Source organism: Nocardia sp. NPDC041819, assembly GCF_055590505.1.
In genome coordinates, this window is the sequence record NZ_JBVJAP010000023.1 from 52,419 (window position 1) to 73,875 (window position 21,457).

Genomic DNA, 21,457 nt, shown 5'->3' on the forward strand with positions numbered 1-21,457 from the left:
AGCGTCGGTGGGGTGCGGGCATGAACGCCGAGGCGAAGGCCGCGGTGGACGGCGCGCTCACGACCCGGACCGCCGAGCTGTCGGCCAACCTCGCGGGTCTGCTCGCCCGCATCGACTCCGCCTGCCGCGCGGCGGGCCGGGCGCCGGATTCGGTGCGGCTGCTGCCGGTGACGAAATTCTTCCCGGCCGCCGACGTGGCGATCCTGCACCGGCTCGGCAGGCGCGAGTTCGGCGAGTCGCGGGAGCAGGAGGCCGCGGCGAAGGTGGCGGCGCTACGTGAGGAAGACCTCTCCGGCATTCGCTGGCACATGATCGGGCGGTTGCAGCGGAACAAAGCCCGGGCTGTCGCCCGCTGGGCGCACACCGTTCACTCGGTCGACAGCGAACGTCTGGCAACCGCTCTCGACGCTGGTGCCCAAGCTGCGTTGGAGGCGGGAGAGCGCACCGAACCGCTTCGGGTGTTGCTCCAGGTGAGCCTGGATGACGACCCCACCCGTGGGGGTGTCGCGGCCGCGGATCTCCCCGTGCTCGCCGAACGGATTGCGAACGCGCCGGGATTACGTTTGTCGGGTCTGATGGCCATTCCGCCCCTGGGGGCGGAGTCTGATGCCGCATTTGCGCGACTTGCGATGTTGCACACGTTGTTGCTCGCCGATCATCCGGGGGCGACGGAGCTTTCCGCGGGAATGTCCGGCGATCTGGAATGCGCGATCGAACACGGTTCGACGGTTGTGCGTGTCGGTACCGCCTTGATGGGTATGCGACCGATAACCTCGGGCTAGCAAAGAAACCTCATCAGTCACATTCGACACATATGCTGGGATCTGACGAGGGCTGAGCAAGACTTCAACACCCGGCCGCCACCGGGGCCGAAGGAAGGTCGACCAATGAGCACGCTGCACAAGTTCAAGGCGTACTTCGGCATGGTTCCGCTCGAGGATTACGAAGACGACTACGTCGACGATCGCGCTCCCCGAGGCGTGGACGAGCGCGGTGCTCGTCGGCCCCGGCCCCGTGACTACTCCGACCGCGACGGCTACGTCGACCGCTACGGCGACGACCGCTACGGCGCGGGCCGTTTCGACGACGTCGACTACCCCGAGCCCGCCTACAAGTCGCCCTACAAGGCGGGTTACTCGGTGTCGCGGCGCGACGACTACGCCGACGAGCCCTACGGTGACGACCGCTACGACGCGCCCAGGCGTCCCACCCGGATCGATGCCGCACCGTCCGGCCGCTTCCGGGCGGGTGGGAGCGCGCCACCGCTGCGTGGCACCACCCGTGGCGCGCTCGCCGTCGATCCCGACGCCGAGGAGCGCAGGCTGGAGGAGCGCGTGCGTCCCGAGCCCGCCCCCGTGCGGCGGCCCGGGATCTTCGAGGACGGAGGCCCCTTGTCCAAGATCACCACGCTGCGCCCGCGCGACTACAGCGAGGCTCGGATCATCGGCGAGCGCTTCCGCGAGGGCAATCCGGTGATCATGGATCTGGTCGATCTGAGCAACGCCGATGCCAAGCGGCTGGTCGACTTCGCCGCGGGTCTGGCCTTCGCGCTGCGCGGGTCGTTCGACAAGGTGGCGACGAAAGTGTTCCTGCTCTCACCGGCCGATGTCGACGTATCAGCGGAAGAACGCAGGCGCATCGCGGAAACCGGCTTCTACAACCAGAAATAAGGTCGTGATCTGGGGGGTGAAGCGGACCGGTCGCCCGTTGTGCGGCGCGGTCATTTTGCGCGAAGCGATTTTTACGGCAGAGTGAACTGCGTGGCCTTGTTCGCGGTGCTGTACTTCGTACTGTTCATCTTCTGGCTGTTGCTGATCAGCCGGGTGATCGTCGAGTTCATCCGTAGCTTTGCCCGAGACTGGCGTCCTACCGGTGTCGTGGTCGTCGTCCTGGAGGTGATCTTCACGATCACCGACCCGCCGGTGAAACTGCTGAGGCGGTTGATACCCCCGGTGTCGCTGGGCGGAATTCGCCTGGATCTGTCGATTATGGTCCTGCTTTTCATCGTCTTCATCCTGATGTCGATCGTGGGCAGGCTCGGGCAACCGGTAGCTCCGGTGTGACAGAATGGGCCGAGAAGACAGCTTGCTAGATCTGCTAGATCTCCAAAAGACGCGTGAAGGGATCCTTCCATGCCGCTGACCCCAGCCGATGTGCACAACGTCGCGTTCAGCAAACCGCCGATCGGGAAGCGCGGCTACAACGAGGATGAAGTCGACGCGTTCCTGGATCTCGTCGAGCAGGAGCTCTCACGCCTGATCGAGGAGAACGCGGATCTGCGCCAGCGGGTCGCCGAACTGGACGCGGAACTGGCCGACGCGAAGAAGAACCGCGGCCCGGCCGTCGCGAACACCGTGAAAGCGCCGATTCCGCAGGCCCCGCCGCCCCCGCCGGAACCGATCAAGCCCCCGGTTCCCGCCGCGCCGCCCGCTCCGATGCCCGCCGCGCCGGTGGCCAAGGACGCTCCGGGCGCGGACGCGAACCTGCAGGCCGCCAAGGTGCTCAGCCTCGCCCAGGAGATGGCGGATCGGCTGACCAGCGATGCCAAGGCCGAGGCGGAGAGCTTGCTGTCGAATGCCCGAGCGAATTCCGAGCGACTGGTCGGAGACGCCAGGACGCGGTCGGAGGCGATGATCGCCGACGCCCGCCAGAAGTCGGACGCGATGCTGTCGGACGCGCAGACCCGCTCGGACAGCCAGCTGCGCCAGGCCAAGGAGAAGGCCGACGCGTTGCAGGCGGACGCGGAGCGCAAGCACACCGAGATCATGGCGACCATCACTCAGCAGCGCAGCGTGCTGGAGAGCCGGATCGAGCAGCTCAAGACCTTCGAGCGGGAGTACCGGGTGCGGTTGAAGTCGTACCTGGAGTCGCAGCTCGAGGAGCTGGAGAACCGTGGCTCGGCGGTTCCGGTCGACGGCGGAGAAGCGTTCGCGGACGCCAACACGGCGAACAACCTCGCGCCGGCGTCCTTCGCCAAGGGCGGCAAGTAGCACGCCGCGCACGAGCACAGCAGTTCGCATACCGTTAGAGGAACTGTCGAGCCGCCCGGCATGCCTTGGGGGTCACCATGCTCGTCTTGACACTCGTCCTTGCCGCGATCGGCTTCGCTCTGCTCGTGGCCGCGCTCACCACCGGATCGGTGATCTGGGCGTGGGGTTGCATCGTGGTGTGCGTCATCGGTGCGATGCTCCTGCTGGTGAGCGCTTTGTCCATGCGGAGTCCGGATGGTGATTCCCCACCGCCTCCTGGCCGACATGCCAAACGCTGACCTGCACTCCGATATGAGTTGACCGCTGCGGCTAGAATCAAACATGAATACGGCGTCGATCCGGCTATCACCGGGGAGCCTTCGGAAGAACGGTGGCGCGGCCCGCGGGCCGGGCGCTCAGTAGAACCGAACGGGTGAGCCCGTCACAGCTCGCGAATGAGAGGTCCGGAGTTCGTCACGCCGGACAAGCGGGGTGGTACCGCGGTTTCGGCGCACCGGGCGCCGTCATCGTCCCCGTGCCCATGACACACGGCACGAGGAGACGTATCCGCCATGGCGGACCACACTTCCAGCAACAGCGCGTACCCGCGCGTCGACCTCGGCGTCGGCAACGGGGCGTCGTTCCCCGAGATGGAGCGCCGCGTGCTCGACGCGTGGGCGGCCGCCGACACCTTCCGCGCGAGCATTGAAAACCGTTCCGGCGCAGCCGAATTCGTCTTCTACGACGGCCCGCCCTTTGCCAACGGTCTGCCGCATTACGGACATTTGCTCACCGGATACGTCAAAGACCTCGTCCCGCGTTTCCAGACCATGCGCGGCAAGCGGGTCGATCGGCGATTCGGATGGGACTGCCACGGACTGCCCGCCGAAATCGAAGCCGAAAAGCAGCTCGGTATCACGGACAAATCACAGATCGATGCGATGGGCCTCGCGGAATTCAACGCGGCCTGCAAAACGTCGGTACTGCGCTACACCGGGGAATGGCGCGACTACGTGACCCGCCAGGCCCGCTGGGTCGACTTCGACAACGACTACAAGACGTTGGACACCGACTTCATGGAGTCGGTGATGTGGGCGTTCAAGTCGCTGTACGACAAAGGTTTGATCTATCAGGGCTTCCGGGTGCTGCCCTACAGCTGGTACGAGCAGACGCCGCTGTCGAATCAGGAAACCCGCCTCGACGACGCCTACAAAATGCGCCAGGACCCGGCGGTCACGGTCGATATGGCGTTGCGCGTGCCCCCGGAGCATCCGCTGCACGAACTCGACGGCGCCAACGCGCTGATCTGGACCACGACGCCGTGGACGCTGCCGTCCAACCTGGCGATCGCGGTGCACCCCGATGTCCGCTACGTGCACCTGCGCGGCGCCGACGGCAAACGCTATGTGCTCGCGGCCGAACGGGTTTCGCACTACGCGCGGGAGTTCGGCGAGAACCCGGAGGTGCTCGCCGAGTACGACGGCGCCGCGCTGGCCGAGCTTTCCTACGCGCCGCCGTTCGACTTCTTCCTGGGCCACCCCAACGCCCACCGGGTGCTCACCGCCGACTACGTGACCACCGACTCCGGCACCGGCATCGTGCATCTGGCGCCCGCCTTCGGTGAGGAGGACATGGACGTCGCCACCGCGCACGGCATCGAGCTGGTGCAGCCGCTGGACGCCGGCGGCAAGTTCACCTCGATGGTCCCGCCGTACGAGGGCCTCATGGTGTTCGACGCCAACCCGGTGATCATCAAGGACCTCAAGTCCGCGGGAAAGCTGTTGCGGCACGAGACGATCGAGCACTCCTACCCGCACAGCTGGCGCTCCGGGCAGCCGCTGATCTACATGGCCGTGCCGTCCTGGTTCGTGGCGGTCACCAAGTTCCGCGAACGGATGGTCGAGCTCAACAAGCAGATCACCTGGGTGCCCGAGCACATCCGCGACGGCCAGTTCGGCAAGTGGCTGGAAGGCGCGCGCGACTGGAACATCAGCCGCAACCGCTACTGGGGCAGTCCGATCCCGGTGTGGGTGTCCGACGATCCGGCCTACCCGCGCGTCGACGTGTACGGATCGCTGGACGAGCTGGAGCGCGACTTCGGCGTGCGCCCGGCCGATCTGCACCGCCCGATGATCGACGAACTCACCCGGCCGAATCCCGATGACCCGACCGGCGAGTCGACCATGCGCCGGGTGCCGGAAGTGCTGGACTGCTGGTTCGAGTCCGGCTCGATGCCGTATGCCCAGGTGCACTACCCGTTCGAGAACAAGGAGTGGTTCGACAGCCACTTCCCGGGCGATTTCATCGTCGAGTACAACGGGCAGACCCGCGGCTGGTTCTACACGTTGCACGTACTGGCGACGGCTCTGTTCGATTCCCCGGCGTTCAAGACCGTTGCCGCGCACGGCATCGTGCTCGGTGACGACGGCCTGAAGATGAGCAAGTCCAAGGGCAACTACCCGGACGTCAACGAGGTGTTCGACCGGGACGGCTCGGACGCGATGCGCTGGTTCCTGATGAGTTCGCCGATCCTGCGCGGAGGCAACCTCATCGTCACCGAGCGCGGCATCCGCGAGGGCGTGAGTCACGCGCTGCGACCGCTGTGGAACGCGTGGACCTTCCTGCAGCTGTACGCCTCGAAGCCCGGGGTGTGGCGCACGGATTCGCCGCACGTGCTCGATCGCTACATCCTGGCGAAGCTCGCGCGAACCCGGGACGTCATCACCGAGGCGCTGGAGGCCTACGACATCGCGGGCGCCTGCGATGAACTGCGCTCGTTCGCCGACGCGCTGACCAACTGGTACGTGCGGCGGTCGCGGTCGCGGTTCTGGAGCGAGGACCGCGACGCGGTGGACACCCTGCACACGGTGCTCGAGGTGGTCACCCGGCTGGCGGCGCCGTTGCTGCCGCTGATCACCGAGGTGATCTGGCGCGGACTGACCGGCGGCGACTCGGTGCACCTGGCCGACTGGCCGAAGGAGGGCGAACTGCCGGACGACCCGGAGCTGGTCGCCGCGATGGACGAGGTGCGGGTGGTGTGCTCGACGGTGCTGAGCCTGCGCAAAGCACAGAACCTGCGGGTGCGGCTGCCGCTGGCCGAGGTCACCATCGCCGCGGCCGACGCCGAGCGGCTGGCGCCGTTCGCCGACATCGTCGCCGACGAGGTGAACGTCAAGAAGGTGGACCTGACCACCGATGTGGACTCGCACGGCCGCTTCGAGCTGGTGGTCAACGCCCGCGCCGCGGGTCCGCGGCTCGGCAAGGACGTGCAGACGGTGATCAAGGCGGTCAAGGCCGGGGAGTGGTCCGAGGACGCGGACGGCACGGTTCGCGCGGCCGGAATCGCCCTGCTGCCCGAGGAGTACACCCAGCGCCTTGTCGCGGCCGAACCCGAGTCGACCGCGGCGCTGCCCGGGAACGCGGGCCTGGTGGTGCTGAACTCGGTGGTCACCGAGGAGCTGGAGGCCGAGGGCTGGGCGCGGGACCTGATCCGCGATCTGCAGGAGACCAGGAAGTCGTCCGGACTGGACGTCTCCGACCGCATCACCGTGGTGCTGGAGGTCCCGGCGGAGCGGGCCGCGTGGGCCGAGACGCACCGTGACCTGATCGCGGGCGAGATCCTCGCCACCACGCTGACCTTCGGCGACGCGGGTCCGGAGGCCGCCGATCTGGTCGGCGGCGTGCGCGCGAAGCTCGCCAAGGCATAGCGCGCCGAGTACCGAGCGAGCCGGGGCGGGACCTATCGGGTCCCGCCCCGGCTGCTGTGCGGAGCGGTTCTCATGCCCGTCATTCCGGGCCCGATCGCTGCGGATCAGCGGTCAAGTTAGTGATGTAGATCACATGCTGAGAGTTTGCTGATTCCCGACAATTCGCCGATATCCCAGGCACAATCTGCGGTGTCGCTGCTGTTGACCGGCTCGTATCCGGGGCGGCAGTTTCTCTTTCTGGCTTGTCTTACTTGGAATTCGGCCGCGTCGGTAACACGCCCGGCGCGGGTGGCGGTGGCTCCGCATCGGTGGCCGCTGCTGATGCCATGTATTAGCCAGGCCGCCGATCGGCGGCCAGTCATCCGCGCCCATGGAAGGGGCGAGTACGTGCCGAGAAAATCGACGCACCGCATCGCACTCGGATTTCTGCTCTCCACCATCACGATCCTCCTGCTCGCCGGACCCGTCTGGGCCGACACCGGCAGCGCCTCCGGCAGCGGGCCGGGCAGCGCCTCCTCCGGTTCGGCGTCGGGCAGCGGTCCCGGCGGTGACTCCGGCAGCGCCAGCGGCTCGGGCTTCCTACCGGTGCCCAGTGTGTTCGGCGTCGGCGCGTTGGCCGCGGCGACCACACAGATCGGCAAGCCCTACGAATGGGGCGGGACCGGCCCCTCCAGCTGGGACTGCTCGGGTCTCGTGCAGTGGGCGTATCGCCAGGTCGGCGTGAGCATTCCGCGGACCACCTGGCAGCAGGCGAAGGCGGGCGCGCCGGTGCCGCGGGGCTCGCTCTCGCTCGGCGACGTGGTGGTGCTGAACCAGGACGGTTCGCACGTCGGCATCTACGCGGGTAACGGACTGGTACTCAACGCCTATGACTGGGGTGTGCCGGTGGGCTACACCCCGCTCGACGAATTCGACATCTACGCCATCCGCCGCTTCTGAGCGCGCACCCGGCGAGCGCACGCGACGCCGATCGCGGTTGTTCCCGGGATGACACGGCCCCGACCACCGGTGTGGTCGGGGCCGTGTCGGCGAGTCGCTCGCCGTGGTCGAGGCCGGGAGGTCAGCCGTCGAGGCCGTCGGCGAGATCGCGCAGCGACGGACCGTACTGCGGGTGCGCCAGCGCCGAGGCGAATTGCGCCACCAGGTAGTCGGCCGGGTTGCCGGTGTCGTACCACCGGCCGCGGATCACCTGGCCGAAGACCGGATTGTTCGCCGCGTGCACGTTGATCGCGTCGGTGAGGTACACCTCGCCGGTGCGGTGCTCATACCACGCTTCGGTCTGCCTGCGCAGTTCGTCGATGATGCCGGGGGTGACGACGTAGCCGCCGATCGCGGCGAACGACGACGGCGCGTCCTTCGGCTTCGGCTTCTCCCGCAGCCCGGTGATGCGCAGCAGGCCGTTGCCCTGGTCGTCGGCGACCACCGGCACGCCGTAGCGCTGCGACTCGGCGGGATCCATCGGCATCAACGCCAGGACGGGCGCCCCGGTGGCCTCGTAGGCGTCGATGAGTTGCTGGGCGCGCGGCACCTCGGCGACGAACACGTCGTCCGGCCACAGCACCAGCATCGGCTCGTCGCCGAGATTGCGGGCGGCGTTGAGCACCGGGGTGCCGTTGCCGTACGGCCCGTGCTGGTCGAGGTAGGTGATGTGGCCGAGCCGGGACAGCTCGCCGACCTCCTCGACCGCGTCGGCGAAGGCGGTCTTGCCGTCCGCGCGCAGCTGGGCCACCAGCGCCGGGTTGGGGCGGAAGTGGTCCTGGATCAACGATTTCCCGCCGCTGACCACGATGGTGATGTCGGTGATGCCCGAAGCGACCAGCTCGCGGACGGTGTGCTCGATCACCGGCTTGTCGCCGACCGGCAGCATCTCCTTGGGGATGGCCTTGGTCAGCGGAAGCAGACGGGAGCCGATACCTGCGGCCGGGATGACGGCCTTGCGGATATTCATGCGTCCGATCATCACATATCGGACCGGGCGCCTAGCTCCCTCCCCGCGGCACGTCGGCGGTTATTTCAGGACTGTCGAGTACCGGGGCCGGCGCGGAAAAGGGCAGATCAAGGCCGGTGCGGCGAGACGGAGGGGCGCCCGGAGGCGAGGGGAGGCGAGCCGCGATACCGGCAGGTAACCGGTAGCTAGCGCACAGCCACCTGACAGCGTCACCGCCTGCCCCGAGCTGTCGGTGGGCGGGCGTACATTGCACCCGTGCGTACCGAGAAACCGAGCGTCGAGCGCGCGGCCGCGCCGTCGACCGGGATCGGGACGACGCGCGGGGACGGCTCGGTGAGCCCGCGGCCTCTCCCGGCGTTCGCCGACGCGGACAGCGTCGCCCGGCGCTGGGTTCTGCATATAGATATGGACGCGTTCTTCGCCTCGGTCGAACAGCTGACCCGGCCGACGTTGCGCGGCAGGCCGGTGCTGGTCGGCGGAACCGGTGGGCGCGGGGTGGTGGCCGGAGCCAGTTACGAGGCGCGGGTGTTCGGTGCCAGGTCGGCGATGCCGATGCATCAGGCGCGCAGGCTGGTCGGTGTCACCGCGGTGGTGGTGCCGCCGCGCGGGGCGGTCTACGGCGTGGTCAGCGGCCAGGTCTTCGACGCGCTGCGCAGCCGGATCCCGGTGCTGGAGACGCTGTCGTACGACGAGGCGTTCGGCGAGCCCGCCGAGCTGGCGGGCGCGACGGTCGCGCGGGTGCACGCGTTCTGCGAGGAGTTGCGCGCGGCGGTGCGCGAGCGAACCGGGCTGACCGCCTCGGTGGGCGCGGGCACCGGTAAGCAGCTGGCCAAGATCGCCTCCGGCTTGGCCAAACCCGATGGGGTGCGCGTGATCTCGCCGGTCGAGCAGCCGCGACTGCTGGCGGGGCTGCCGGTGCGCAAGTTGTGGGGCATCGGGCCGGTCGCGGAGGGCAGATTGCGTTCGCTGGGCATCGAGACGGTGGGCGCTTTCGCCGCCCTGCCGGAGTCGGAGGCGATGTCGATCCTCGGCGGCAGTGTGGGCGCGGCGCTGCATCGGCTGGCGCGCGGCATCGATGACCGTCCGGTCGCCGAACGCACCGAGGCCAAGCAGATCAGCGCCGAGACCACCTACGAGACCGACATCGTCAGCCTCGAGCAGTTGCGCCCGGCCATCGAGGACATGGCCGCGGCGGCGCACCGGCGCCTCACCGGCGACGGGCGCGCGGCGCGCACGGTGGTGCTCAAACTGAAGAAGTCCGATATGAGCATCGTCACCCGCTCCTTCACCCTGCCCTACGCCACCGAGGACCTGGCCACCCTCGCCGCCGCCGCGCAACGTTCGGCGCTCGACCCGCGGGAACTGGGCCCGATCCGTCTCGTCGGGGTCGGTTACGGCGGCCTGTCGACGATCCGCCAGGAGTCGCTGTTCCCCGAACTGGATCGCGGCACGGCCGCCGAGATCGTCACGGCGCGGCCGGAAGCCGAGCCCGCGCACTCCGCCGGCCTCGGCGCTGCCCCGCAGATCAGCGCGCCCACCTTGCCCGTGGCCGTCTGGCATCCCGGCATGGACGTGACCCATCCCGAGCACGGCCACGGCTGGGTGCAGGGCGCGGGGCTCGGCGTGGTGACCGTTCGCTTCGAAACCCGTTCCACCGGTCCGGGTCCCGCGCGCACCTTCGCCGCCGCCGACGCCGCGCTCACCCGGGCCGATCCGCTGCGCAGCCTGCTCTGACGGCCGGGCCCGCGGCTCGACATCGCCCGGCCGGGCGCGTACGTTCGCTGCCGACGACCATCGTCGGTCCGTGTGGATCTTCGGCGGCGCCGCCCGGTGCCGGTAGCCTGGGACCTCGTGCAGCGCCGCCGGTTCGGGTGGCGGCTGTCAAGGTGGAACACGACACGGACCTCTCGAACGCAAAGGACGAGCAGTTGAAGCTTCGTAAGACTGGACGCATCGCGATCGCCGGCCTGGCCATCGTCGCCGCGCTTGGCCTGACCGCCTGCGGTGGCGACGACAAGGACAGCAAGCCCGCCGCCAAGACGTCGACCAGCGCCAAGGCGTCGGCGACCGCGAGCGCGAACCTGCCGCCGGTCCCGACTCCCGCGGAGCTGAACACCGCCCTCTCCCGTGCGCTGGACCCGTCGGTGCCCGCCTCCGAGAAGCTGGACAACGTCCAGGGCGCCGAAGCCGATCCGACGCTGCCGGATCGCCTGTCCCAGGCCGCGGCGGGCGCCGACGTGAAGATCGAGGTCACCGACGTCACCTCGTTCGGCGACAGCGTGAACGCGAAGGCCAAGTTCATCCTCAACGGCCAGGAGAACATCGTCGACGTGCCGTTCGTCGCCGACAACGGCAAGTGGAAGATCCAGAAGGCATGGGCCTGCACCATGCTGACCAACCTCGGTCAGCAGTCGGCGGCCTGCAGCTGAGTTCGCACCACCGGCCGGGCCGGTCGCCGGGATTCGTCCCCGCGACCGGCCCGTCGTCGTTGCGTGAAATGTGCTGCGCACCGGGCGGTTCGAGCTGCCCTGCCGGGCCGGTGCGGCACCGTCGCTAGATCATCCGCAGGATCGCGCAGGTCGCGGCGCCGTGCGCGTACAGTTCGCCGTCCGCGGCCCCGATCAGGCGGGCCTCCGCGCTCGCGGTGGTGGGGCCGACGTGGATAGCGGTGCCTTCGCAGCGCAGCGGCTGGGTGTCGGTGCGCACGTGCCGGTGCACGTGGATGCCGATCTGAACCGAGGTGGACCGCGATCCGCCCGGCAATCTCGTCATCACCGCCGATTCGAGGGCCGATTCGAGCAGCGCCGTCACAAAGCCGCCGTGCGCCCCGCCGATGGGGTCGAGCAGGTGATCGCCCGGCTCGCCCTCGAAGACCACGATCCCGTCACCGACCTGGACCAGTCGGCAGCCGAGTGCGTTCAGGATCGGCGCGTTCGGAATTCGCCCGTCGAGCGCTCCCTGCAAGATTTCTCGGCCGGTCATGCCCAGCAGGTCGGGTGCCGTCCCGGCGGGTGTCCGCCAGATACGGGTGCGGGAGCGAAGGGGGTCGGGCGCGGTCATGTGTCGACGCTACAAAGCGGACGGAACCCAGGAAAGTGTCGGATCCGACACTTTTGCGACCGTTTCCGACGAATACTCACTTCTCGGCGGTCGGCGGTCGGCGGTCGGCGGTCGGCGGTCGGCGGTCGGCGGTCGGCGGTCGGGTCTGACCGCTGCCTCGGGTCACGGACGTGGTGCTGCGCCTGTGAGATCACGCGATGTGCGCCGCGCACGCCGGGCTCGTAGCAGCGCTTCGGTGGTGAAGATCGCCAGGGCGGCCCAGATCAGCGCGAAACCGGCCCATCGCGAGGCGGGCATCGGCTCGTGCGCGACGGCGACGCCCCAGGCCATCTGGAGCGCCGGGGTCAGGTATTGCAGCAGGCCCATGGTGGACAGCGCGACGCGCTGAGCCGCGACGGCGAACAGCAGCAGCGGGACCAGGGTGACCGGTCCGGTGGCCGCCATCAGCGCGGTGTGGGCGGGGCCGGAGGCGAATTCGCTGTGCCCGGTGATCGCCAGGGCGACGGCGAACGCCAGCGCGAAGGGCGCGGCGACGATGCCCTCGGCGGCGATGCCGTGCAGCGCGTCCAGCGGGATCACCTTCTTCACCAGGCCGTAGGTGGCGAACGAACAGGCCAGGGCCAGCGCGATGACCGGCGGCCTGCCGTAGTCGACGGTGAGCACGGCCACCGCGCCCGCGCCGAGTGCCAGGGCGGCCCACTGGGCGCCGGTCAGCCGTTCCCGGAAGATCACCACCCCGAACGCGACGGTCACCAGCGGGTTGATGAAGTAGCCGAGCGCGCATTCCACGACGTGCCCCGAGGTGACGCCGTAGACGTACACGCCCCAGTTGAGCGCGATCGCGGCGGACGCGACGGCGGCCAGGCGCCAGACGCGGCCGCCGATGCCGCGCAACTCGCGTATCCGGCCGCTCAGGGCGAGCACCGCGAGCACGACGACCAGCGTCCACACGATCCGCTGCGCCACCACCTCGCCCGGACTGGCGAACGCCAGCAATCCGAAGAACGCGGGGAAAAGTCCCCACAAGAAGTACGCGCTCGCTCCGAACGCTGCACCGGGGATGGACCTGTTTCGCCGCACGAGGACGAACGTAGTTGTCCCGTAGCCTTGCGGTCATGTCGATTACCGTGCAGGCTTCGGGCGCCACCGGACTGACCGCGGCCGAAGTCGAGCAACGTCGCCGCGACGGGCTGACCAACGACGTCCCCGATCGGGCGAGCCGCTCGGTCCGCGACATCGTGCGCGCGAACGTCTTCACCCGGATCAACGCCATCCTCGGGGTCCTTTTCGTCCTGGTGCTGGCCACGGGATCGGTCATCGACGGCATGTTCGGCCTGCTGATCGTCGCCAACAGCGCGGTCGGCATCATCCAGGAGATCCGCGCCAAGCGCACGCTCGACGAGCTGGCCATCGTCAGCCAGGCCAAGCCGACCGTCCGCCGGGACGGCACGGCGGTCGAGATCGCGCCGCACGAGGTGGTGCTCGACGACCTGATCGAGCTCGGGCCGGGCGACCAGATCGTGGTGGACGGCACGGTCGAGGAGTCCGCGCAGCTCGAGGTGGACGAGTCGTTGCTCACCGGCGAGGCCGATCCGGTCGACAAGGCGGTCGGCGCCACGGTGATGTCGGGCAGCTATGTGGTGTCCGGGTCCGGCGCGTACCGCGCCACCAAGGTCGGCCGGGACGCCTACGCGGCGCGGCTGGCGGAGGAGGCGAGCAAGTTCACCCTGGTGCACTCCGAGTTGCGCAGCGGTATCGACAAGATCTTGAAGTTCATCACCTACCTGCTGATCCCGGCGGGCCTGCTGAGCATCTACAACCAGCTCGTCTCGAGCAAGGAGTCCTGGCGTCCGGCGGTCACCGGGATGGTGGCCGCGCTGGTGCCGATGGTGCCCGAGGGGCTGGTGCTGATGACCTCGATAGCGTTCGCGGTCGGCGTGGTGCGGCTGGGCAGGCGCCAGTGCCTGGTCCAGGAGTTGCCCGCGATCGAGGGCCTGGCCCGCGTGGACGTGGTGTGCGCGGACAAGACCGGCACGCTGACCGAGAACGGCATGCGGCTGTCGGATCTGAAGACCCTGGACACCTTCGACGACGCCGAGGTACGCGCCGCGCTGGCCGCGCTCGCCGCCGACGATCCGCGCCCGAACGCGAGCGTCCAGGCCATCGTCGAGGCCTTGCCGGACGGTCCCGGCTGGCAGCGCACCGCCGTCGCGCCGTTCTCCTCGGCCAAGAAGTGGAGCGGCTGCTCCTACGGCGGGCACGGCGACTGGCTGCTCGGCGCGCCGGACGTGCTGCTGGACCCGGACTCCGCGGACGCGCGGGTGGCCGAGGAACTGGGCGCCTCCGGTCTGCGCGTGCTGTTGCTGGCCCGCGGCGACCGTGCGGTGGACGCGGCGGACGCTCCCGGCGTCGTGCGGCCCGCCGCGCTGGTCGTGCTGGAACAGAAGGTCCGGCCCGACGCCCGCGACACACTCGAGTACTTCGCGAGCCAGGACGTCTCGATCAAGGTCATCTCCGGCGACAACGCCGTGTCGGTCGGCGCGGTGGCTTCCTCGCTCGACCTGCCCGGTGGGGATCACCCGATCGATGCGCGGGAACTGCCGGAGGATCGCGACGGGCTGGCCGGCGTGCTGGACCGCAACACCACCTTCGGCCGGGTCCGTCCGGACCAGAAGCGCGCCATGGTGTCCGCCTTGCAGTCGCGCGGGCACACCGTGGCGATGACCGGCGACGGCGTCAACGACGTTCTGGCGTTGAAGGATTCGGATATCGGCGTGGCCATGGGATCGGGCAGCCCCGCGACCAGGGCGGTGGCGCAGATCGTCCTGCTGGACAACAAGTTCGCCACCTTGCCCTATGTGGTCGGGGAGGGACGCCGGGTGATCGGCAACATCGAGCGCGTCTCGAATCTGTTCCTCACCAAGACCGTCTATTCCGTCCTGCTCGCCTTCTTGGTCGGGATCGCCGGTGCCGGTTCCCAGATCTTCGACTACGATCCCATCGGCTACCCGTTCCTGCCGCGCCACGTCACGATCGCGGCCTGGTTCACCATCGGCATCCCGGCATTCATCCTCTCGCTCGCGCCCAACAACGAGCGTGCCCGCACGGGCTTCGTCGGACGGGTCATGCGACTGGCCATCCCGTCGGGCGTGGTGATCGGCGCGGCCACCTTCGTGGCGTACCTGATCGCCTATGCCGGGCCGGACGCGGGCGAGGAGCAGAAGGTCCAGGCGAGCACCACCGCCCTCATCACCCTGATCATGATCGCGGTGTGGGTGCTGGCCATCGTCGCGCGCCCGTACGTCTGGTGGAAGGTGGTCCTGATCGCGGCGTCGGTGGCGGCGTACGTCTTCTTGTTCACCGTTCCGTTCACCCGCGAGTTCTTCAAACTCGACCCCTCCAACCTCGCGCTCACCGGTGCGGCGGTGGCCTGCGGCGTGGTGGGCATCGTGCTGGTCGAGGCCGCGTGGTGGGTGAGCGCGGTGCTGCTCGGCGACAAGCGGCAACTGCTGCCGAGCCCGCCCGGCGGAGCCGCCTGACAGACTGGACGCCTGACTAGCCGCGCCACGAGAAGCCTTGTGCGAAGCGGCCATTCAGAGTTGGAGTACCTTCTGGAGACTATGGAGGTACTGCTGCACCAGATCGACGCGTTCGCCGACGCACCGTTCTCGGGCAACCCGGCCGCGGTGATGCCGCTCCCGTCGTGGCTCCCGGATGCGTTGCTGCAACAGCTGGCCGAGGAGAACAATCTCGCCGAGACCGCGTTCTACACATCGCAATTACCTCCCGAGGCGGGCATGCCGCCGGGTGAGTGGCCCGCTTTCCACCTGCGGTGGTTCACCCCGAGGGTGGAGGTCGCGCTGTGCGGGCACGCCACCCTGGCCAGCGCCGCGCAGATCCTTGCCGACCTGCATCCCGGCGAGGACCGGGTGAGTTTCTACACGCGCAGCGGCTGGCTGCACGTCGACCGCACAGACGACGACGAGTACGTCCTCGACCTGCCGGTGGTGCCGAGCATCCCGGTGCGGCCGGATCCGGCGCTCGTCGCGGCGCTCGGGGTGCGTCCGGTGACCGCGTATTCCGGCGCCGACGAGGTGATCGTCGTGGCGACCGAACAGGAGGTGCGCGATGCCGCGCCCGTGCTGTCGGCGTTCCCCGCCCTGCCGCGCGGCGCGATCGTCACCGCGCCCGGCGACTCGGTCGATTTCGTCTCGCGTTTCTTCGGCCCCGGCGTGGGCGTTCCGGAGGATCCGGTGACCGGATCCGCGCACGCCCAGCTGGTGCCGCTGTGGAGCGAGCGGTTCGGCCGCACCGAACTGCACGCCAGGCAGCTCTCCCGCCGCGGCGGAAGCCTGCGCTGCGAGCTGGCGGGCGACCGGGTGCTGCTGTTCGGGCGCTGCCGCCGCTACCTCGACGGCGTCGTCACATTGCCGGACTGAGCGTCCGGCCGCTCACGGTTGCGGAACCGGTCCGTCGTCGGGGCCGGGCGCGACGACATCGCGGTAATCGGGCAGCAGCGGAACCACCGCGAAGCTGCCCGCCACCGCGTCGGCGGGAAGCGCCTGGACCGCGCGAATGCCGTTGCGCCCGGCCAGGTTCCGCAACTGTGCCGAGGATCCTCGGACGACGAGTCCGACGACGCAGCCGCAGCCGTCCCGGAGCCGGGCGGCGGAGTACTCCACCACGCGGGCGGAACGGTCGTCGGCGGGGCGGGGGAGCAGCCAGGCCGCATCCCGTGCCGAATCCACCGCCGCGGCCGCACCTTCCGGGACGGGCACGGTTACCAAGGGCGTCTGCACGCGGGGGACCGGCACCCGGTAGAGCACCTGGGAGATCCGCAATCCGCCGCTGTGCGCCGGAATCTGCTCGGGGGCCAGCGGTTCGGTGAACGACACCAGTGCCCAGCGCGGTTCGTCGCCGCCCGCCGCCAGCGAAGCACGGGACCGGTCGAGGTAATCCGTGACCTGCTCGCCCCGGTCGGGCCCGAGCCGATCGGTGGCCGGCGCGGTGCGATACGGCGGATGCAGCGCGCCCAGCGCGTAGATCAGCGCCATCAGCGCGACCACCGCCGCGGCGAGGAAGATACCGCGCCGCGGCGGTGGCCGGCGGTCAGACATCGCGCAGGACGTCCAGGGCGTGTTTCAGGTCGTCCGGGTACTCGCTGGTGATCTCCAGGTAGCGGCCGTCGGCGGGATGCTGGAAGCCCAGCGACCGGGCGTGCAGCCACTGGCGTTGCAGGCCGAGCCGCTCGGCCAGGCGCGGGTCCGCGCCGTAGGTGAGATCGCCGCAGCACGGGTGGCGGATCGCGGAGAAGTGCACCCGGATCTGGTGGGTGCGGCCGGTCTCCAGATGGATGTCCAGCAGGCTGGCCGAATGGAACGCCTCGACGGTGTCGTAGTGGGTGACGCTTGGCCGTCCGTCGGCGGTGACGGCGAACTTCCAGTCGTTGCCGCGGGCCCGGCCGATCGGGGCGTCGATCGTGCCGCTGCTCGGGTCCGGATGGCCCTGCACCACGGCGTGGTAGCGCTTGTCGACCGTGCGCTGCTTGAACGCGCGCTTGAGCATCGTGTACGCGTGCTCGGATTGCGCGACCACCATCACTCCGGAGGTGCCGACATCCAAGCGGTGCACGATGCCCTGCCGTTCGTGCGCGCCCGAGGTGGAGATGCGGTATCCGGCCGCGGCGAGGCCGCCCACGACGGTCGGCCCGCTCCAGCCGACACCGGTGTGCGCGGCCACGCCGACCGGCTTGTCCACCGCGACGATGTCGTCGTCGGCGTAGAGGATCTTCATCCCCTCCACCGGTTCGGCCTCGATGGTCAATTCTCGCTTCGGCTCGGGGAAGATCACCTCGAGCCAGGCGCCCGCGGTGAGCCGATCGGACTTGCCCGCGGCGACGCCGTCGAGCTGCACCGAGCCCTCCTCGGCGAGCGCGGCCACCGCGGTGCGGGACAGGCCGAGCAGGCGGGCCAGGCCCGCGTCGACGCGCATGCCGTCGAGCCCGTCGGGGACGGGCATGGTCCTGGTCTCCCTCATGCCGCGCTGCCCTCGCTCGCGTCGCCGGGCTTGCCGTGGCCGACCCGGGTGCCGTTGGGTTCGAAGCCGAACACGGTGAGCGCGACCAGCAGGATCGCTCCGCAGACGATGGCCGAGTCCGCGACGTTGAACACCGGCCACCAGCCGATCGCGACGAAGTCCACCACGTGGCCCTGCAGCGGGCCCGGCGCGCGGAACAGCCGGTCCATCAGGTTGCCGAGCGCCCCGCCGAGCACCATGCCCAGACCGATCGCCCACCCCAGCGAGCGCAAGGTGCGGCCGATGCGCACCACTCCGACGACGACGGCGGCGGCGACCAGGGTGAGCAGCCAGGTCATGCCGGTGGCCATGGAGAACGCCGCGCCCGGATTGCGCACCAGGCTCAGGCGCGCGACGTCACCGACGATCGACACCGGGTCGCCCGGCGTCAGTTTCGCGACCGCGATGGTCTTGGTGAGCAGATCCAGGCCCAGCACCACCGCGGCGAGAACGAGCAGCGTCCGCAGACGCTGCGGTGGAGCAGGCTCGGTCGTCGGATCGGCGGTGTTTGCTGGGTTTTCCTCGGGCGGCCCGTCGTCACTCACGCCGACCATCATCTCTCGAGCCCGATCGGGGCCGGTGCGCGCGTCCGATTGCCCGGCCCGCGCCCGGCGGACGCGCGTGGCACGCCGACCGGCGCACACTCGGATGTCCCAGCTGACACTCAGGAAGCGGTCGTACGCTGTTGCTCGTGACGGTGTTGTCTTCCCCCCGCCTTCATCGGAGCCCGGGCTCCGCCCGGAGCGCGCGCTCGGGCGTGCTGCTCATGGTGCTCGCGGTCGGGCTTTCGGCCTTCGGCGTCGGTTGCGGCGACGGCGCGGAGTCGAGCGGTGAGGCCGACGGAACGGAGCCGCTGGGAATCGGCAAGGAAGTGACCGTGCCGATCGCGGCCGCGGTGGCCACGGTCGAATCGGCCGGTGCGGAACCGCGTTCGCTGCTGCGGCCGGAGTATCCGGCAGGCACCGTGCAGCGGGTCACGCTCTATACCGCCCACCACATCGAACAGCAGATCGATGAACAGCCCAGGCGCGACTTCTCCACCCCGGCGCTGACCATTCCGATGACCGCGCAGACCACCGCGGACGGCATCGATCTGACCCTCGGTACGGTCACCTCACCGGACCCGACGATGGCCAAGGCGCTCACCAAGATCGGTGGCTCGCACGCGGGCTTCGACCTCAGCGATCTGGGCACGATCACCGCCCTGCGGCTCGAGCCGGCCCCCGACGCGTCGAACACCGCGCGCGCCGCCCTCGAGCAGGCGTTCTACCAGGCCGTGTACCGGTCGATCGCGTTCCCCGACGAGCCTGTCGGCGAGGGCGCGGTGTGGACGGTGCGCCAGGAAGTGAGCAGCGGCGTCCTGCTCGACCAGGTGACCACCGCGACGCTGAGCAAACGCGACGGGGATCGGCTCACCATCGAACTGCACGTCACCCAGAAGCCCAAGTCGCCGATGTGGAACCTGCCGAACAACGCGGGCACGTTGGACATCCGGGACTACGTCATGGAGGGCGCGGGCACCATCACGGTGGATCTCGGATTGCCGCTGCCGGTGGCCGGATCCATCACCGTCGGCGGGCACCAGGCCTACCGCGATCCGCACAGCGACAGCACGCTGCGCCAGACGATCGATACGCAGGTGTCGTGGACCGAATGACCCGTGCGTGCGCCCTGCCGTTCGCGGTGGCGTCCGTCGCGCTCGTCGTGGGCTGCGGGTCCGCCGAGCCCGCCGAGCCGAAGGCGCACGAGCTGCCGCCGCTGGGGCCGGCGGTGGCCGCGGTCCCGGTGACCGCCGCGCCCGAGACCGATTCCGCACGGCTGGGCGCCCGGCTCCTCGGCGAGGCCGACCTGCCGTCCGGTTTCACCGCGTTGCCGCCGCGCGCTGCCACCGGGACCGCCTCGACCGGTACCTCGGCGACGAATCCGGCGGAATGCGCGAGAGTACTCACTCCGCTCGGCGCGCAATACTCCGGCGCACTGGCCCAGGCCTCCACGCAATACGCCGGGCCGAATTTCTCCAGCATCGATATCGACGCGGCGAGTTATCCGGCCGATTCGCTCCCGGTCGCGTTTTCGGCCGTGCAGGAGACGCTGCGCCGGTGCACGCGTTATTCCGGCGACGACGCCACCGATATCGCGGTGGAATACCGGATCGGCGGGCTCGCCCAGCCACCGGTCGGCGACGCCGCGGGCGCCTTCCAGGTGCGCGCCACCAGCGAGGGGCTCGCCCTCGGCTCGTCGGTCGCGATCGTCCAGGTGGGAAGCACGTTGCTACAGGTGGCGGTGACCGCGCCCGAGGCGGTGGACCCCGCCGTGCTCAGCGCGCTCACCGCGGCCCAGGTGCGTCGGCTGCAAGGCTCCGCGGGTCCCTGATTTCCGACGATCCGGCCAATTGCGCGGATCGCCGGAATAGGCTCGACATGGTCCGACACAACGCCTCGACCGGAGGTTCTCCATGTCTGATGTCAAACCCGTTCCCGATGGTTATCCGGTGGTCTCGCCCGGGCTGGCCATCGACGGCGCGGCGGCGGCGATCGATTTCTACAAGAACATTTTCGGCGCCACCGAACGTATGCGGATGCCCGGTCCGGACGGCAAGATCGCCCATTGCGAGCTGATGTTCGGCGATTCCGTCGTCATGCTCGGCGATCCGGCGCCCGATATGGACTTCCTCGACCCGAAGACGGTCGGCGGCACCCCCGTGAACCTGTACGTGTACGTCGAGGACGCCGACGCCGCCTTCGCCGCCGCGCTGGCGGCGGGCGCCACGGAACTCACGCCGATGACCAGCCAGTTCTATGGGGACCGCAGTGGCGCCTTCGAAGACCCGTGGGGGCATCGGTGGACCGTGGCCACCCATGTGGAGGATGTGCCGCCCGACGAGATGGACCGTCGGATCGCGGAGATGTTCGGCGGTTCCTGAACCCGGCCGACCGGCTCACCCGGCGACCACCGAATCACCCGAGACCCGGACGGCGCGCGGTGCGAGAGGTTTGGTGGCCGGGCCGTTGACCACCGAGCCGTCCAACGCGAACTTGCTGCCGTGGCAGGCGCAGTTGATGGTGCCGCCGGACACCGCCGCGACCTTGCATCCCGCGTGCGTGCACACCGCCGACAGCCCGACGAAGGTGCCCGCGCTGGGCTGGGTCACCACGGTGTCACCGGCGATCACGCCGCCGCCGACGGGGATGTCGGCCGTCTCGGCCAGCGTATTCGCCTGCCGCTCCGCATCGGCGGGCCGGTCGCCGGGCGCGGGTGGGGGCTCGCTCTTGCCGGAGGAGGCGCAGGCGGTGACCGCCGCCGCGGCGGCGATGCCCGCCCCGGCGGCGACCACACTGCGCCGGGTGCGGAGTTGTTCGTCGAATGTCATGTCGGGTTCCGTTCCGAAGGCGCGGCACGGCGTCGCGCCGGTGCCGCTTTCGCCTCGTCAACGGAATAGGGCGGCGCTGCGGTTCAATCCGGTGTGCTCAGAGGTCGCTGCCCGGCGTGTCGCGGCGGGACGGCGGGCCCAGGAGGGCGAGCGGCGGACCCGGACCCCCTCATCTGCCTTGTGGCCGGGTCCGCCGCTCTGTGGTTACCCGCGGGCGATCGATTCGAACACCTTCGGGTCGACGAGGGTGGAGGTGTCGCCGAGTTCGCGTCCTTCGGCGATGTCGCGTAGGAGGCGGCGCATGATTTTGCCGCTGCGGGTTTTGGGG

21 protein-coding genes are annotated in these 21,457 nt (G+C 69.6%); 14 read left to right on the forward strand and 7 right to left on the reverse strand.

The features are described from left to right. Positions 1-20 precede the first annotated feature (20 nt). The 7 genes from ACZ6DL_RS35300 (at position 21) to ACZ6DL_RS35330 (ending at position 7,615) form a co-directional block, all read left to right on the forward strand. A complete protein-coding gene (locus tag ACZ6DL_RS35300) occupies positions 21-782 on the forward strand; it encodes a YggS family pyridoxal phosphate-dependent enzyme (RefSeq protein ID WP_466057767.1) in 762 nt (253 codons plus the stop codon). Positions 783-887: 105 nt separating this feature from the next. Then, entirely contained in the window at positions 888-1,670 is a 783-nt protein-coding gene (locus tag ACZ6DL_RS35305) for a cell division protein SepF (protein ID WP_040865945.1), read from the forward strand. Positions 1,671-1,760: 90 nt separating this feature from the next. Continuing rightward, positions 1,761-2,063 carry a YggT family protein gene (locus ACZ6DL_RS35310; RefSeq protein ID WP_039797136.1) on the forward strand — a complete coding sequence of 101 codons (303 nt, stop codon included), beginning with the start codon at positions 1,761-1,763 and terminating at the stop codon, positions 2,061-2,063. A gap of 69 nt (positions 2,064-2,132) precedes the next feature. Then, positions 2,133-2,990 (forward strand): DivIVA-like cell division protein Wag31, encoded by an 858-nt coding sequence (wag31, locus tag ACZ6DL_RS35315; protein ID WP_063053722.1) that lies wholly within the window; start codon positions 2,133-2,135, stop codon positions 2,988-2,990. 77 nt (positions 2,991-3,067) lie between these two features. Next, positions 3,068-3,268, forward strand: a complete 201-nt coding sequence (locus ACZ6DL_RS35320; RefSeq protein WP_084488747.1) for a hypothetical protein — start codon at positions 3,068-3,070, stop codon at positions 3,266-3,268. Positions 3,269-3,541: 273 nt separating this feature from the next. Next, entirely contained in the window at positions 3,542-6,676 is a 3,135-nt protein-coding gene (gene ileS, locus ACZ6DL_RS35325) for an isoleucine--tRNA ligase (RefSeq protein WP_466057770.1), read from the forward strand. Positions 6,677-7,063: 387 nt separating this feature from the next. After that, positions 7,064-7,615: an NlpC/P60 family protein gene (locus tag ACZ6DL_RS35330; RefSeq protein ID WP_396985687.1), complete on the forward strand. Its 552-nt coding sequence runs from the start codon at positions 7,064-7,066 to the stop codon at positions 7,613-7,615. Between the two features lie 121 nt (positions 7,616-7,736). On the opposite strand, the gene ACZ6DL_RS35335 is transcribed toward ACZ6DL_RS35330, so the two are convergent. Next, positions 7,737-8,624, reverse strand: a complete 888-nt coding sequence (locus ACZ6DL_RS35335; RefSeq protein WP_393241405.1) for a UTP--glucose-1-phosphate uridylyltransferase — start codon at positions 8,622-8,624, stop codon at positions 7,737-7,739. A 405-nt stretch (positions 8,625-9,029) separates the two neighbouring features. Between ACZ6DL_RS35335 and ACZ6DL_RS35340 the strand changes: the two genes are divergently transcribed. Then, entirely contained in the window at positions 9,030-10,358 is a 1,329-nt protein-coding gene (locus ACZ6DL_RS35340; protein ID WP_466057792.1) for a DNA polymerase IV, read from the forward strand. A 194-nt stretch (positions 10,359-10,552) separates the two neighbouring features. Further along, the gene (locus tag ACZ6DL_RS35345; protein WP_040865962.1) at positions 10,553-11,053 is read left to right on the forward strand and encodes a WKL family lipoprotein; all 501 of its coding nucleotides are present in this window, start codon (positions 10,553-10,555) and stop codon (positions 11,051-11,053) included. 124 nt (positions 11,054-11,177) lie between these two features. Here the strand turns inward: ACZ6DL_RS35345 and ACZ6DL_RS35350 are convergent, their stop codons facing one another. Both ACZ6DL_RS35350 and rarD read right to left on the reverse strand, forming a co-directional pair. Then, entirely contained in the window at positions 11,178-11,684 is a 507-nt protein-coding gene (locus ACZ6DL_RS35350) for a PaaI family thioesterase (protein ID WP_466057772.1), read from the reverse strand. A gap of 162 nt (positions 11,685-11,846) precedes the next feature. Further along, entirely contained in the window at positions 11,847-12,764 is a 918-nt protein-coding gene (gene rarD, locus ACZ6DL_RS35355) for an EamA family transporter RarD (protein WP_466057774.1), read from the reverse strand. 35 nt (positions 12,765-12,799) lie between these two features. Here rarD and ACZ6DL_RS35360 point away from each other — a divergent pair, with 35 nt between their 5' ends. Both ACZ6DL_RS35360 and ACZ6DL_RS35365 read left to right on the forward strand, forming a co-directional pair. After that, positions 12,800-15,223 (forward strand): cation-translocating P-type ATPase, encoded by a 2,424-nt coding sequence (locus ACZ6DL_RS35360; protein ID WP_466057775.1) that lies wholly within the window; start codon positions 12,800-12,802, stop codon positions 15,221-15,223. An 81-nt stretch (positions 15,224-15,304) separates the two neighbouring features. Next, positions 15,305-16,123: a PhzF family phenazine biosynthesis protein gene (locus tag ACZ6DL_RS35365; protein WP_466057776.1), complete on the forward strand. Its 819-nt coding sequence runs from the start codon at positions 15,305-15,307 to the stop codon at positions 16,121-16,123. Positions 16,124-16,135: 12 nt separating this feature from the next. Here ACZ6DL_RS35365 and ACZ6DL_RS35370 read toward each other — a convergent pair whose 3' ends face one another. Genes ACZ6DL_RS35370 through lspA form a run of 3 tightly spaced genes read right to left on the reverse strand, consistent with a single transcriptional unit; the run spans position 16,136 to position 18,313 of the window. Next, positions 16,136-16,801: a hypothetical protein gene (locus ACZ6DL_RS35370; protein WP_466057778.1), complete on the reverse strand. Its 666-nt coding sequence runs from the start codon at positions 16,799-16,801 to the stop codon at positions 16,136-16,138. Further along, positions 16,794-17,720, reverse strand: a complete 927-nt coding sequence (locus tag ACZ6DL_RS35375; protein ID WP_040865953.1) for an RluA family pseudouridine synthase — start codon at positions 17,718-17,720, stop codon at positions 16,794-16,796. The genes ACZ6DL_RS35370 and ACZ6DL_RS35375 overlap by 8 nt, the downstream gene beginning before the upstream one ends. Further along, the gene (lspA, locus tag ACZ6DL_RS35380; RefSeq protein ID WP_245660147.1) at positions 17,717-18,313 is read right to left on the reverse strand and encodes a signal peptidase II; all 597 of its coding nucleotides are present in this window, start codon (positions 18,311-18,313) and stop codon (positions 17,717-17,719) included. The genes ACZ6DL_RS35375 and lspA overlap by 4 nt, the downstream gene beginning before the upstream one ends. A 212-nt stretch (positions 18,314-18,525) precedes the next feature. Between lspA and ACZ6DL_RS35385 the strand changes: the two genes are divergently transcribed. The 3 genes from ACZ6DL_RS35385 (at position 18,526) to ACZ6DL_RS35395 (ending at position 20,682) form a co-directional block, all read left to right on the forward strand. After that, positions 18,526-19,416: a hypothetical protein gene (locus tag ACZ6DL_RS35385; RefSeq protein WP_466057794.1), complete on the forward strand. Its 891-nt coding sequence runs from the start codon at positions 18,526-18,528 to the stop codon at positions 19,414-19,416. Next, positions 19,413-20,132 (forward strand): hypothetical protein, encoded by a 720-nt coding sequence (locus ACZ6DL_RS35390; RefSeq protein ID WP_466057796.1) that lies wholly within the window; start codon positions 19,413-19,415, stop codon positions 20,130-20,132. The genes ACZ6DL_RS35385 and ACZ6DL_RS35390 overlap by 4 nt, the downstream gene beginning before the upstream one ends. Positions 20,133-20,214: 82 nt before the next feature. Further along, positions 20,215-20,682: a VOC family protein gene (locus ACZ6DL_RS35395; protein WP_466057780.1), complete on the forward strand. Its 468-nt coding sequence runs from the start codon at positions 20,215-20,217 to the stop codon at positions 20,680-20,682. A gap of 15 nt (positions 20,683-20,697) precedes the next feature. Here the strand turns inward: ACZ6DL_RS35395 and ACZ6DL_RS35400 are convergent, their stop codons facing one another. Continuing rightward, positions 20,698-21,129, reverse strand: coding sequence for a QcrA and Rieske domain-containing protein (locus ACZ6DL_RS35400; protein WP_466057782.1), 432 nt, complete (start codon positions 21,127-21,129; stop codon positions 20,698-20,700). Between the last annotated feature and the right edge of the window lie 328 nt (positions 21,130-21,457).

What these genes read in the sequence shown, in the direction of transcription:
- ACZ6DL_RS35375 (WP_040865953.1), bottom strand. Translation starts at nt 17,720, where the DNA reads ATGAGGGAGACCAGGACCATGCCCGTCCCCGACGGGCTCGACGGCATG.
- ACZ6DL_RS35340 (WP_466057792.1), top strand. Translation starts at nt 9,030, where the DNA reads ATGGACGCGTTCTTCGCCTCGGTCGAACAGCTGACCCGGCCGACGTTG.
- ACZ6DL_RS35300 (WP_466057767.1), top strand. Translation starts at nt 21, where the DNA reads ATGAACGCCGAGGCGAAGGCCGCGGTGGACGGCGCGCTCACGACCCGG.
- ACZ6DL_RS35335 (WP_393241405.1), bottom strand. Translation starts at nt 8,624, where the DNA reads ATGAATATCCGCAAGGCCGTCATCCCGGCCGCAGGTATCGGCTCCCGT.
- ACZ6DL_RS35385 (WP_466057794.1), top strand. Translation starts at nt 18,526, where the DNA reads ATGGTGCTCGCGGTCGGGCTTTCGGCCTTCGGCGTCGGTTGCGGCGAC.
- ACZ6DL_RS35400 (WP_466057782.1), bottom strand. Translation starts at nt 21,129, where the DNA reads ATGACATTCGACGAACAACTCCGCACCCGGCGCAGTGTGGTCGCCGCC.
- ACZ6DL_RS35350 (WP_466057772.1), bottom strand. Translation starts at nt 11,684, where the DNA reads ATGACCGCGCCCGACCCCCTTCGCTCCCGCACCCGTATCTGGCGGACA.
- lspA (WP_245660147.1), bottom strand. Translation starts at nt 18,313, where the DNA reads ATGGTCGGCGTGAGTGACGACGGGCCGCCCGAGGAAAACCCAGCAAAC.
- ACZ6DL_RS35370 (WP_466057778.1), bottom strand. Translation starts at nt 16,801, where the DNA reads ATGTCTGACCGCCGGCCACCGCCGCGGCGCGGTATCTTCCTCGCCGCG.
- ileS (WP_466057770.1), top strand. Translation starts at nt 3,542, where the DNA reads ATGGCGGACCACACTTCCAGCAACAGCGCGTACCCGCGCGTCGACCTC.
- ACZ6DL_RS35365 (WP_466057776.1), top strand. Translation starts at nt 15,305, where the DNA reads ATGGAGGTACTGCTGCACCAGATCGACGCGTTCGCCGACGCACCGTTC.
- ACZ6DL_RS35360 (WP_466057775.1), top strand. Translation starts at nt 12,800, where the DNA reads ATGTCGATTACCGTGCAGGCTTCGGGCGCCACCGGACTGACCGCGGCC.
- ACZ6DL_RS35320 (WP_084488747.1), top strand. Translation starts at nt 3,068, where the DNA reads ATGCTCGTCTTGACACTCGTCCTTGCCGCGATCGGCTTCGCTCTGCTC.
- ACZ6DL_RS35390 (WP_466057796.1), top strand. Translation starts at nt 19,413, where the DNA reads ATGACCCGTGCGTGCGCCCTGCCGTTCGCGGTGGCGTCCGTCGCGCTC.
- wag31 (WP_063053722.1), top strand. Translation starts at nt 2,133, where the DNA reads ATGCCGCTGACCCCAGCCGATGTGCACAACGTCGCGTTCAGCAAACCG.
- ACZ6DL_RS35395 (WP_466057780.1), top strand. Translation starts at nt 20,215, where the DNA reads ATGTCTGATGTCAAACCCGTTCCCGATGGTTATCCGGTGGTCTCGCCC.
- ACZ6DL_RS35305 (WP_040865945.1), top strand. Translation starts at nt 888, where the DNA reads ATGAGCACGCTGCACAAGTTCAAGGCGTACTTCGGCATGGTTCCGCTC.